Below are 12,107 nucleotides of genomic sequence, written 5' to 3'. Positions count from 1 at the left end.
TCGTGTCAAGCATGCCCGAGGCCTTCTCAGCCCGCCTGCGCGTAGTCGCGGATGGCGGCGAGATCGGCTTCGAACTTTTCTGCCTCTTGCTCGTATTCCGGCCGGGCGCGGATGCGCAGGAGGAAGGAGGGGTGGATGGTGACGAAGACCGCCGGGGCGTTGCCCCGCTCGATGGGCTTGCCGCGCAATTCGCCGATGGTCACCACTTTGCCGAGAACGCTGCGGGCGGCGGTGGCGCCGAGCGCCACGATGAGGTTGGGCTCGAGGAACTGCATCTCGAGGTCCAGCCAGAAGCGGCAGGCGGCGATTTCGGCGGCGTCCGGGCGCTTGTGCAGGCGCCGCTTGCCGCGCGGCTCGAACTTGAAGTGCTTGACCGCATTGGTGACGTAAACTCTGCTGCGGTCGATGCCGACCCGCTCGAGGTAGCTGTCGAAGAGGCGTCCGGCCGGGCCGACGAAGGGCTTGCCGGCAAGGTCTTCCTGGTCGCCCGGCTGCTCGCCGACGAAGAGGACGCTGGCATGCTGCGGTCCCTCGCCGAAGACGGCCTGCGTTGCGGCCTTGTAGAGCTCGCAGCGCCGGCACTCGTCTATCGAGGCGCGGGCCTCGGCTAAACTCCCGATCGGCGGATCGGGCTGGTTCGGATCGACCGGCCGGGCGGTGACCGATGACTTGGCAACCATGGCATGCTCCATTCCTTTGAGAAACGGGCAACCACCGCGCCAGTTGCGATGCATATCGTTCGAGAATCGGCAACGGCCTGTCGGCGTTGTCCGCCTGACGTGGCAAGGCGAACCGTCCTATGTGTTGGGCAAGGCAAACGGCGCATGAACACGCGCCTTTCAGGAGACACGACATGACCCTCGAACTCGGCGGCATCCACCACCTGACGGCGGTGACGGCTCAGGCCCCGCGCAACCTGAAATTCTATACGCAGACCCTCGGCATGCGGCTCATCAAGAAGACGGTTAACCAGGACGACACCACGGCGTATCACCTCTTCTACGGCGACGGCGTCGCCTCGCCCGGCGCGGACCTGACCTTCTTCGATTTTCCTGCCGCGCCCGAAAAACGCGGCACGCACTCGATCGTGCGCACGGGCCTGCGCGTCGACAGTGAGGAAACGCTCGAATGGTGGAAGGACCACCTGCAGAATTCCGGCGTTGGCGTCAGCGCCATCAAGGAGCGGTTCGGGCATGTCTCGCTCGAGTTCGAGGATTTCGAGGGCCAGCGCTTCCGGCTGGTCGTCGATCCGGCCAATACCGCCAAGGCCTGGGAGAAGAGCCCGGTGCCGGCCGACAAGCAGATCATCGGCCTCGGCCCCATCACCATGAGCGTGCCGCGGCTCGAGCCGACCGCGCGGGTCTTGACGCAGGTAATGAACATGCGCGAGGCGAGGACCTATCCCGACCGCACCAAAACCGGCGATGTCCACGTTTTCGAGATGGGACCGGGCGGACCTTCGGCCGAGCTGCACGTTGCCGTGCAGCCCGATCTCGACTTCGTGCGGCCCGGCGCCGGCGGCGTCCACCACGTGGCGTTCCGCACGCCCGACCAGGAGACGCTGCGCCAGTGGATCGCGCGGGTCTCCGAAGCAGGCCTGCGTTCGAGCGGTGAGGTGGAGCGCTACTACTTCACCTCGCTCTACTTCCGCGAGCCCAACGGCATCCTCTTCGAGATCGCCACCGACGTCCCCGGCTTTACCGCCGACGAACCGCTGGAGACGCTCGGCGAAAGCCTGTCGCTGCCGCCGTTCCTCGAGCCGCATAGGGCTTCGATCGAGGCGGGGCTGAAGCCGCTGGCGTAGTTTGGCGCCCCATCCCTCTCCCCCTGTGGGAGAGGGACAGATTTTCCGCGTTCAGCGGAAAATCTGCGTAAGGGGTCTGCGATGCTGTCTCGTGCTCCCGCGCTTGTGGCGCTATCGCGGACCCCTCATCCGCCCCTTCGGGGCACCTTCTCCCACAAGGGGAGAAGGGAAAGGGTGCCATACTCTACCGGTCCGGCCTCAGCGAGGCCGCAAGGTCGACGAGCTGGACGAACTCGGCGCGGTAGCCGGCTTCGTCTTTCCCACGGGCACCCTGGGCGAGCGCGCGGATCGTCTGCCAATCCATATCGCCGGCATAGACGGAGCCCTTGAGCTTCTGCCCGAAGGCGGCGACGGCGGCGGCGAAGCGCATGTCGGCGGGCGCCGAGGTGATGTCGTCATAGGCGACCTCGGCCGTCACCGGCGTTTCGATAAGCTGGCTGACGTCGCTGTCGGGCAGCTTGTAGCGCATCCGCAGGAACGCGTATTCGTCCGAGTTGCCGCCGGCGGCCGGCTCATCCGAGCCGTAGCGCAGCGAGTCGATCAGCGCGCCATCGGAGCCCGCCGGCGTCACTTCGTAGATCGCGGTGACGGTATGGCCCGCGCCGATTTCCCCGGCATCGACCTTGTCGTTGTTGAAATCCTCGCGGTTGAGCGTGCGCGTCTCATAGCCGACGAGCCGGTACTCCGAGACCATGGCGGGGTTGAACTCGACCTGGATCTTGACGTCCTTGGCGATGGTTTCGAGCGTGCCGCCCATCTCCTCGACGAGCACCTTCTGCGCCTCGCGGAAGCTCGAGATGTAGCTGGCGTTGCCGTTGCCGCTCTGGGCAAGGCTCTGCATGGTGTCGTCGCCGAGATTACCGGCACCGAAACCGAGGACGGAGAGGAAGACTCCGCTGCCGCGCTTTTGCGCGATGAAGTCTTCGAGCTCCTGCGGGTCGGAGATGCCGACATTGAAATCGCCGTCGGTGGCGAGGATCACCCGGTTGACGCCGCCCTCGACCTTCGCCTTTTCGGCCAGCTGGTAGGCAAGCTCGATGCCCTCGACTCCGGCCGTTGAACCGCCAGCCCAGAGGTTGTCGAGCGCGGCGAGGATCTTGGCCTTGTCGCCGGCCGAGGTCGGTTCCAGCGCCACGCCGGCCGAGCCGGCATAGGTGACGATCGAGATCGTGTCGTTGTCCGACAGCTGCTCGACGAGCAGGCGGAAGGCGCGCTTCAGGAGCGGCAGCTTGTCGGGCTCGTCCATCGATCCCGAAGTATCGATGAGAAAGACGAGGTTGCTGGGCCTGTCCACCGCGACCGGGGGTTCGTAGCCCTTGATGCCGATGTGGAGGAGGCGCGTCGTGGGGTTCCACGGCGTCGGATAGAGCGCGACGGTCGAGGCGAACGGCGTCTCGGCGTCCTCCGGCGCGGCGTAGTCGTAGGGGAAATAGTTGATCATCTCCTCGATGCGCACGGCGTCGGGGGACGGCACCTGCCCGTCCTCGAGCATGCGGCGCACATAGGAGTAGCTCGCGGTATCGACATCGATAGAGAAGGTCGAGACCGGCTCTTCGGCGACGGACTTGACCGGCTGCTCGTCGAAGGCGGCGAACGCGTCGCCGGAGGCTTCCGGCATCGCCATCATCGCATCGGCAGGCGCGGCCATCCCCGTCGCCATCAGGCTCGGCGCCATCGGCGCGGGGGCGGGCATCGCTTCCATGTCCATTGTGGGCGAGGCGGCGCCGGACTGCGGGACCACGACGGTCTTGGCCCGTTCGGCCATGACGGGCTCGGGTGCCGCAACCGGCACTTCGGCGGCGGTATCCGCCTCCTCGCCCATTTCGGCCGGCTCCGGAGCCGGGGCCGGCGCGACCGCCGGCTGCTGCACGACGGGCGGCGTCATCGAGGTGGTCGAATAGAGCTGGTAGCCGAGTGGCAGGAGGAGGAGCGCGACGGCGGCCGTGGCGATGGGAATGCGCGTGTCCATGATCCAGTTTCCCTGAAAGGTTGGAAAGATGGACTTGAGACGCTCGCCCCAGCGCTTTCCTTGGGCGCCCGGCGAAGATTCTTTCTCGAAGGCAGCCGTCGCAGCGGCGATGGCGCGGGTGCGTGCCGCCGCGTCCGCGGCCGGAGCTTCGATGCCGCCGAGGCGCGCCAGTGGATCGATGTTCGGTTCGGTGCTCATAGGAACCCCCTCAGGGTCTTTCTGGCTTCAAAGATGTGCCAGGAGACGGTCGCCTCCCGGCACCCCATGATTTCGGCGGCGGCAGCGTGGGTGAGGTCCTCGGCATAGACCAGCAGCACCGCGTCGCGCTGCTTGTCGGGCAGGGCCCGTACCGCCGCCCAGAGCTGGCGCGTCGCCGCCGCGTCCTCCTGCTCTGGCGGAGCGGACTGCGGGCTGACCTCGGCCAGGGCGGTGACGTGCCGGCCGCGCCGGGCCCTTGCCCGCTGCATGTCGCGCACGGCATTGAGCGTGATGCGGTAGAGCCAGCTCGAAAACTTGGAGCGCCCATCGAACGCTGCGATGGCGGCCGCGAGCTTGATCGACACCTCCTGCGCCACGTCCTCAGCATCGCTGCGGTTTCCGCACCAGCGATAGGCCGTGCGATAGACGAAGTCATAGTGTGTCGAGACGAGCGAGACGAAGGCCTGTCGATCCCCTGCCCGCGCCAGGGTCACGAGATCGGCGACATCTGTCTCGGTATCGGCCGCATCCGCCGTGAGCGGCATCACCGCTTCCGACAAAGCCCAATCTCCATCGCAGTCCTCCCCGTGCGCGTCCGGACGCTTCACCCAAGCGCCTTGACCTTAGGACGCGGCTCGACGCACGATCCTTGGGGATGAGCTTAGAAAAATTTCATCGCCCGCCCAATGGGGCGACAAAAACGGGGAGCGCGGGACCATGGATGAAGGCAAGCCGAACAATACCCGGGGCCGCATCCTGCTCATCGTGCTGGGTGTCGTCGCGCTGACTTTCATCGTTGCAGCGATCAGCTCCAACCTCTCGATCTGGCGGCAGAACGACGCTGTCGAGGCAGCAGCAGGCGGCGGGGAATGGGGACTAAGCGGCTCGTGGCGTGATCGTCTCGAGGTCGCCCTCTATAGCCCGCCGTCGTTCCATCAGGTCGTGATCTGCCTGCAGGCCGAGGAAAAATCCTTCCGACACGCCGAAATACCGCGCCAATCGCAGATCGGTATCGGCTGTCATCGCCCGCTTGCCGAGTACGATCTCGTTGATACGGCGGGGTGGAACGTGCACAGCGCGAGCCAGCGCATTCTGGCTGAGCCCCATCGGCTTTAGGAATTCTTCGAGCAGAATCTCACCGGGATGCGGGTTGGGCAGAAGGTCCATATCAGTCATGATAGCCGACGATTTCGACACTGCTCGGTCCTCCTTCCTGCCAGATGAAGCAAATGCGCCATTGCTCGTTGATCCGGATGCTGTACTGCCCGGCTCTATTGCCTTTAAGCAGCTCCAGACGATTGCCCGGCGGAACCCGCAGGTCCGCCAGCACCCGCGCCTGATTGAGCAGACGCAACTTGCGGAGCGCCGTGGCCTGAATATCGGGCGGTAACTTCCGGCTCCGCCGGCCGGACCAGATCAGTTCGGTTTCGGAATCGGCAAAGCCCCGGATCATGCACTTATAACGCGTAACGTTATATAACGCAAGACGTTATGGCTCCTTTCAAGCCGCGAACGCCGTTGGCACCGCTTCGGCGATGAAGCCGCCGCCGAGCACCTGCGAGGTCTGCGAGTCGTCGGCATAGAAGACGCAGGCCTGGCCCGGTGAGACGCCGTACTCGCCGGCAACGAGGGTGACGAAGACCTCCCCGCCCTGCATCGAGACGACGCCGGACTGTAGGCCGCGGGTGGAGCGCACCTTGACCTCGACCGGCGCCCCATTGCCGGCGGAGAACTCCGCGAGCGGGCGCTCACCGAGCCAATTGACGTCACGCAGCCTCACCGTATGGGTCTTCAACGCCTCGCGCGGGCCGACGATGACGCGGCCGGTGCGGTGCTCGAGCTTGACGACGTAGAGAGGCTCCTGCGCAGCGATGCCGAGGCCCTTGCGCTGGCCGATGGTGTAGTTGACGATCCCGTTGTGGCGGCCCAGCACCCGCCCGTCGAGATGGACGATCTCACCTTCGGCGATGGCCTCCGGATGCATCTTGCGGATGATGTCGGCGTACTTGCCCTGCGGCACGAAGCAGATGTCCTGGCTGTCGTGCTTTTCGGCGATCTCCAGCCCCATCTCGCGGGCAAGCTCACGCACCTCCGCCTTTCCTATGCCGCCCAGCGGAAAGCGCAGGAAATTGAGCTGCTCCTGCGTGGTGGCAAAGAGGAAATAGCTCTGGTCGCGGTCCGAATCGACCGGGCGGTAGAGCTTGCGCCGCCCGTCCTCGAGCCGCGTCTGCACATAGTGGCCGGTGGCGAGCACGTCCGCGCCGAGGTCCTGGGCCACCGCCATCAGGTCGACGAACTTGACCGACTGGTTGCAGGCGATGCAAGGCACCGGCGTCTCGCCCTGCTGGTAGGCGTTGGCGAAGGGCTCGATGACGGCGTTGCGGAAGCGCTCCTCGTAATCGAGCACGTAGTGCGGGATGCCGAGCTTTGCGGCGACCCGGCGCGCATCGTGGATGTCCTGGCCGGCGCAGCACGCGCCCTTGCGGTGCGTGGCTTCGCCGTGATCGTAGAGCTGGAGGGTGACGCCCAGCACCTCATAGCCCTGCCGGGCGAGGAGCCCGGCAACGACCGAGGAATCGACGCCCCCGGACATCGCGACGACGACGCGTGTGTCCTCAGGGCGCTTGGGCAGATCAAGCGAGTTGAGCATGTTCAAGGTCATCCGGTTGGGGTCAAGAGCCAGCGGCATGTATGTCGGCGCCGTCTCTAATCCTTTCCCGCCGCTCCCGCAACATCCGTGCTCGGCAGCTTTTGCCGCATCGCCCGGACAATCCTGCCGCCGACGCCCGTGCGGATTGGAGAACGATCCACCCAAACAATTGATTTCAAAGGAAATCCTCTAGGCACATGCATCTGGCAAGGCGCTTGCATCGCAACAGTCGGACATGTGTTTTGTCAGGGACGCCCAGTAAAGTGCCGCTTCTCGTCAGTTCCGCATCCGGATCGGTTTCCGCTTTCAGCAGCGGTGGTGCATCTTCGGCCAATGCCGCGCCGACAGGTTTCGAAGCTCTGCTTGCGGCCCTGACCGGTGGAGCCTCCGACGCCGCGGCGCTCAAGGCCGGCATCGAGGACCTGTTCGGCAAACCCGTCGAGCTGGAATTCGAGGCCGGAGCACTCGTCGGCGTGCAGATCGCCGGGCAGGCGGGCAAGCTTTCCCTGGCGGAGCTGGCGCAGGCGGCGGGCATCGAGCTCCCCGAAGACTCAACCGACCCGCAAAAGCTCCTCGCCGAGTTGATCGAGCGCCTGTCGGGCCTCGCCGACGACCCCGACGAACAGGATCTCGCCAAGATAGACGAGCTGCTCGACGCGCTTGCGGCTATGCTCGATCTGCCGCTTTCGCCTGCTCCGAGCGAAACCGAGCTTACCCGGATGGGCGCAAACCTCATCAAGGACGATGCTTCCCCGACCGAACGCCTCGCCGGGCTCCTCGCTGATCTGGCCGGAAAGCTCGGTGGCGACAATCGCGAGGAGGCAGCGCTTGCCCGGTCGGTCGGGGCAAAACTCGGCGCCTTCGCCGCCGCCCTCGGCGATGGCGCCACCCTTGCCGAACTCGGGCTCGACGGTGAGGGGCTCCCGCCTGATCTCGAAGCCCGTATCGCCGCTCTCGCCGCCGGCAAGCCAGGCGCGAAGTCGGAGAGCCCCACCCTTTCCGCCGACGCCCGGCTGAGCGATGCGCTCGGCAGAGGTCAGTCCGCCGGCGGCGGCGAGGCCGATGATAGCGTGATGCGCGCGGCAACCCGACAGGCGCCGCAACCGGAATCCCTGGCGCGCCTGACGGCCGACGCCGAAACGCCGAACACGGCGGCCGAGATCGCCGTTCAGACGGGCACGCGGATCGAGACCGCGCCGGTCGCCCGGCCGGTCGTCGCCGGCTACCAGACCTCGCAACAGCAACTCAACCTGCCGCAGATCGCCTTCGAGATCTCCCGCCAGGTGCAGCAGGGCAATACGCATTTCCAGATCCGCCTCGATCCGCCCGAGCTCGGCCGGATCGACGTGCGCATGGAGATCGACCATGCCGGCAACGTCACCGCCCGGCTTGCGGTGGAAAAGGCCGAAACCCTGGACCTCATGCAGCGTGACCAGAGGACGCTCGAACGCGCCCTCGCCCAGGCCGGGCTCGATGGCGCCAAGACCAGCCTGGAATTCTCGCTGAAGCAGAATCCGTTCGCCCAGCAGGACCAGGGGCAGCAGGGCGGCAAGACGCCGACCGTTGCCGACGCGCCTGCCGGCGAAGCGGACGATGCGATCCCGGCGCCTGTCGTCACCCTATACCGCGGCACCGCAAGTGCCGGCGGCGTCAATATTCTTGCTTGATTAGGAGGCCGGCGTGACCGTCAGCGGCGTTTCCACGACGAACAGCAGCAGCACACTCGACAGCAGCCGGACGAGCATCGCCGACAACTTCGATACCTTCCTGCAGATCCTGACGACGCAGCTCAAGCACCAGAACCCGCTCGACCCGATGGACACCAACCAGTTCACCCAGCAGCTGGTGCAGTTCACCTCCGTCGAGCAGCAGTTGAAGACCAACCAGTTCCTCGAGGCGCTGATGCTGTCCAACCAGGCGGCGGTCAACACCGACGCCGTCTCCTATATCGGCAAGGAAGTGACGGCCGCGGGCGACAAGGCGGACCTCTCGGGCGGCTATGCCGTCTGGGGCTTCCCCTCCGCCGCCACCGCATCGGACGCGACCGTGACCATCAAGGATGCCCTGGGCAACGTCGTTTATACCGAAACCGGCTCGCTCGCGCAGGGCGAAGGGCAGTTCATCTGGGATGGGCGCGGTTCGGACGGCAACATCAAGCCCGACGGCACCTACACCATCTCCATCGTCGCCAAGAACCTTGCCGGCAACTACGTCAACGTCACCACCGCCACCACCGGCGTCGTCTCGGCCGTCGACTTCTCCGGCGAGGTGCCGGTGCTGACCGTCGGCACCTCCAAGATCAAGCTCACCGACGTCACCAACGTGCGCATTCCCGAACCGTCGACAGGGGGTGGTGGGGACAATGGCGGCGATGACGCAGAGGATGAAACCGAGGCGGCCTGACGCCACGGTCTATCTCCCCGACAGGACGACGAGCCCCGCCGCTGAGGCGCCCGGATTCAAACGCGTGCATGAGCCGATGCTCCCCTCTCCCTTGAGGGGAGGGGTCGGGGGTGGGGGTTCATCTGTGATCCACTGACCCCCCACCCTCAAATCCCTCACCTTGAGGGGGGAGGGAGGCGAAGAAGCCGGCGAACAGCCCTTGTGGCGCTGCCCGGCACACATTTACCGGGCATTCTTAACCACCTGTAAGTTTCCCCTTAGGCAAATTTTAAGCGCGATGGGCTTAGTCTCTCGGCCTATGGTCAGGTCGAGTAGAGAGTAAAATGACCGTACAAATGCGTCCTCGCGTCAAGTACGTTATCGGTCCGGACGGAAGCCCGCTTACGATCGCCGATCTTCCCCCGAAGAACACGCGTCGGTGGGTGATCCGTCGCAAGGCCGAGGTTGTCGCCGCCGTGCGCGGCGGCTTGCTGAGCCTGGAAGAAGCCTGCGATCGCTACACGTTGAGCGTCGATGAATTCCTCAACTGGCAGGCTGCCATCGACAAGCATGGCCTTGCCGGGCTGCGCACGACCTGGATTCAGCACTACCGCGAAACCTGAGCGTTCAGGCCGCGCGTGAAATTCGCGAACCCGCCGGACCCGTCCGGCGGGTTTTGCCTGTTCAGGGCGTCCGATCCGTGAGGTACGAGCCGCCTTTGCTCTCTGAACGCAGGCGCTCCAGATAGGCAGCAGCGTTCGGCATGGGCTCGATCTCGCGGTCGACCGAGAACCAGCGATGGACCGCCAGCCCGACGGCGATGTCGGCCATCGTCATCGCGTCTCCCGCGACAAACGGCGTCCGGCCGAGTTGCGCATCGAGGATGCGCATCTTGGCCGTCCAGCGCTCGAGCGATTCGCCGATCTTCGTCTCGTCGTCATAGCCGGGCACCTTGCGCGCCAGCGCCATGACCGCATAGCCCCAGACCGACGCCATCTCGGATCCCTGCCATATCAGCCACTGGTCGCAGAGGCCTCGCGCCCTCGCCTCTTCCGGCGCCAACGGCGTCGGTCCGAACGCACGGGCAAGATAGGCCATGATCGCCGAGCTCTCCCAGAGCACATAGTCGCCGTCCACCAGCACGGGGACCAGCCCGTTGGGGTTGAGCTCCAGGAACTCGGGCACCTTCGGGTCGCGCAGCGGCATTCCCCAGTCTTCGCGCTCGTAGGCGAGCCCCATCTCGTCGGCGAGCCAGAGAACCTTGCGTACATTGATGGATGTGAGCCGTCCCAGAATTCTCAGCGCCATCGCCTTCATGCCTCTCGATTACGTGACCGGCAGTTTCTGCCTATTTTCGCACTTTGCAACAACGAGTTAACGCCTTGTTTACCATCCGCTAGGTAATTTTTGCCTAACGGTTGCGGGGGCTCGCGATCGCTCATGTTCAAAATCCGAGTGTTCGCGTGGACAACCTGCTTCAGTTCCTCAATCGGTTTGGGCTCGCCCGGATCGCGGCCATGGCGACGGTCGCCGTCCTGATGCTGGGCTTCTTTGCCTTTCTCATCATGCGGGCCTCGGCCCCGAGCATGGCGCCGCTCTACTCCCAGCTCTCGATAGAGGACTCCTCGGCCATCGTCGCCGAGCTGCAGACGCAGAACGTGCCTTTCGAGCTGCGCGGCAGCGGCGACACGATCCTCGTGCCGCGCGACCAGATCACGGCGCTGCGGATGCAGCTCGCCGGCGAAGGCCTGCCGACGCGCGGCCAGGTCGGCTACGAGATCTTCGACAGCCAGAACACCCTGGGCGCCACGAGCTTCGTGCAGAACATCAACAATGTGCGCGCCCTCGAAGGCGAGCTTGCCCGCACCATGACCTCGCTCGCCCGCATCCAGGCGGCGCGCGTGCATCTGGTGCTGCCCGAGCGCGAGCTCTTCCGCCGCGAGCGCCGGGAACCTTCCGCTTCGATCGTCCTGACCGTGCGCGGGGAGCTCTCGGCCGGCGAGATCCGCGCCGTCCAGCACCTCGTCGCCTCAGCCATCGAGGGTCTGTCGCCCAACCGCGTTTCGATCGTCGACAACACCGGCCGACTGCTGGCCGCCGGCACCGGCGAAGGCGAGAACGGCGTCATCGCCGGACAGACCGCCGAGCTGGCGCTTGCCCAGGAGAACCGCCTGCGCACCCGCCTTGAGGACATGCTCGCCAATGTCGTCGGCCCCGGCCGCGCCCGCGTCGAGGTGACCGCCGAACTCAACATGGACCGCTCGACGGTCACCTCCGAGGTTTTCGATCCGGAAAGCCAGGTGGTACGTTCCAGCCAGTTGCGCGAGGAGGCCAATTCCGCGACCGGTCCCGGCAGCCAGCAGGTTTCCGTCGCCAACGAACTGCCCGGCGCCAGCGAGAACGCCACGGCGGATGGCGCGACCAGCGAACAGGGCTCGACGACCGAGGAAGTCACCAACTACGAGATCTCCAGGACCACCCAGACCGCCGTCACCGAAGCGGGCGGCATCAAGCGCCTGTCGGTCGCGGTGGTCGTCGACGGCACCTATGTCGACAACGGCAACGGCGTCGCCGCCTACCAGCCGCGCACGGCCGAGGATATCGAACGCATCGCCGCGCTCGTGCGCTCGGCCGTCGGGTTCGACGAGGCGCGCGGCGACCGGGTCGAGATCGTCAACATGCAGTTCGCCGAGCGGCCCGACCTGGCCGTCGGCACCAGCGAAGCGGGCCTCTTCGACTTCACCCGCGACGACATGGTTCGCTTCGCCGAGATGGCGGTGACGCTGCTGATCGCGCTCGCCCTCGTCCTCTTCATCATGCGCCCGCTGCTGCGCCGCGTGCTCGCGCCCGAGCCGCAGCCGCTCGCCCTGCCGCCGGGCGCCGAGCTCGGCCACCACCAGATGGTCGGCGCCAATGGCGAGCTCGTGCCCGAGGAAACGCAGGAGCCCAGGGACAAGACCCCCTCCTGGGTCGCCAACGCCAAATCCATGGGCGAAAACCAGCTCCAGACGCTCAAGACCGTCGGCACGCTGGTCGAGGAAAACCCGAGGCAAGCCGCGCTCATCGTGCGCGACTGGCTGAGTGACGCAGCGTAAGGACGAGAC

The 12,107-nt window shown here is 65.8% G+C and carries 12 protein-coding genes; 5 read left to right on the top strand and 7 right to left on the bottom strand.

Annotated features, from left to right (window positions below):
- Nucleotides 1-26: 26 nt before the first annotated feature.
- Entirely contained in the window at nt 27-680 is a 654-nt protein-coding gene (locus tag VE25_RS06740) for a UdgX family uracil-DNA binding protein (RefSeq protein WP_244466875.1), read from the bottom strand.
- A 173-nt stretch (nt 681-853) separates the two neighbouring features.
- Here VE25_RS06740 and VE25_RS06735 point away from each other — a divergent pair, with 173 nt between their 5' ends.
- Nucleotides 854-1,804, top strand: coding sequence for a ring-cleaving dioxygenase (locus tag VE25_RS06735; RefSeq protein WP_046107815.1), 951 nt, complete (start codon nt 854-856; stop codon nt 1,802-1,804).
- A gap of 184 nt (nt 1,805-1,988) precedes the next feature.
- On the opposite strand, the gene VE25_RS06730 is transcribed toward VE25_RS06735, so the two are convergent.
- From VE25_RS06730 to mnmA, 5 genes are all read right to left on the bottom strand, one after another.
- Complete coding sequence (locus tag VE25_RS06730) at nt 1,989-3,971, bottom strand: vWA domain-containing protein (RefSeq protein WP_046107814.1); 1,983 nt, start codon at nt 3,969-3,971, stop codon at nt 1,989-1,991.
- Nucleotides 3,968-4,516 (bottom strand): RNA polymerase sigma factor, encoded by a 549-nt coding sequence (locus VE25_RS06725; protein ID WP_046107877.1) that lies wholly within the window; start codon nt 4,514-4,516, stop codon nt 3,968-3,970. The genes VE25_RS06730 and VE25_RS06725 overlap by 4 nt, the downstream gene beginning before the upstream one ends.
- Before the next feature lie 331 nt (nt 4,517-4,847).
- A complete protein-coding gene (locus VE25_RS22240) occupies nt 4,848-5,168 on the bottom strand; it encodes a HigA family addiction module antitoxin (protein WP_083988771.1) in 321 nt (106 codons plus the stop codon).
- A complete protein-coding gene (locus VE25_RS06715) occupies nt 5,140-5,424 on the bottom strand; it encodes a type II toxin-antitoxin system RelE/ParE family toxin (protein WP_046107812.1) in 285 nt (94 codons plus the stop codon). Before VE25_RS06715 ends, VE25_RS22240 begins: the two co-directional genes overlap by 29 nt.
- Before the next feature lie 48 nt (nt 5,425-5,472).
- Nucleotides 5,473-6,621 (bottom strand): tRNA 2-thiouridine(34) synthase MnmA, encoded by a 1,149-nt coding sequence (gene mnmA, locus VE25_RS06710; protein ID WP_046107876.1) that lies wholly within the window; start codon nt 6,619-6,621, stop codon nt 5,473-5,475.
- Between the two features lie 263 nt (nt 6,622-6,884).
- Here mnmA and VE25_RS06705 point away from each other — a divergent pair, with 263 nt between their 5' ends.
- From VE25_RS06705 to sciP, 3 genes are all read left to right on the top strand, one after another.
- Entirely contained in the window at nt 6,885-8,288 is a 1,404-nt protein-coding gene (locus VE25_RS06705; protein ID WP_046107811.1) for a flagellar hook-length control protein FliK, read from the top strand.
- Nucleotides 8,289-8,301: 13 nt separating this feature from the next.
- A complete protein-coding gene (locus tag VE25_RS06700) occupies nt 8,302-9,024 on the top strand; it encodes a flagellar hook assembly protein FlgD (RefSeq protein ID WP_046107810.1) in 723 nt (240 codons plus the stop codon).
- A 323-nt stretch (nt 9,025-9,347) separates the two neighbouring features.
- Nucleotides 9,348-9,626, top strand: coding sequence for a CtrA inhibitor SciP (gene sciP / locus VE25_RS06695; protein WP_046107809.1), 279 nt, complete (start codon nt 9,348-9,350; stop codon nt 9,624-9,626).
- A 61-nt stretch (nt 9,627-9,687) separates the two neighbouring features.
- On the opposite strand, the gene VE25_RS06690 is transcribed toward sciP, so the two are convergent.
- The gene (locus VE25_RS06690) at nt 9,688-10,311 is read right to left on the bottom strand and encodes a glutathione S-transferase family protein (RefSeq protein ID WP_046107875.1); all 624 of its coding nucleotides are present in this window, start codon (nt 10,309-10,311) and stop codon (nt 9,688-9,690) included.
- Nucleotides 10,312-10,466: 155 nt separating this feature from the next.
- Here VE25_RS06690 and fliF point away from each other — a divergent pair, with 155 nt between their 5' ends.
- The gene (fliF, locus tag VE25_RS06685; RefSeq protein ID WP_046107808.1) at nt 10,467-12,098 is read left to right on the top strand and encodes a flagellar basal-body MS-ring/collar protein FliF; all 1,632 of its coding nucleotides are present in this window, start codon (nt 10,467-10,469) and stop codon (nt 12,096-12,098) included.
- The last annotated feature ends 9 nt before the right edge of the window (nt 12,099-12,107 follow it).

The organism is Devosia geojensis (assembly GCF_000969415.1).
Lineage (GTDB): Bacteria > Pseudomonadota > Alphaproteobacteria > Rhizobiales > Devosiaceae > Devosia > Devosia geojensis.
The sequence above is the reverse complement of the archived record's forward strand: the minus strand, read 5'-3'. Positions and strand labels throughout refer to the sequence as shown.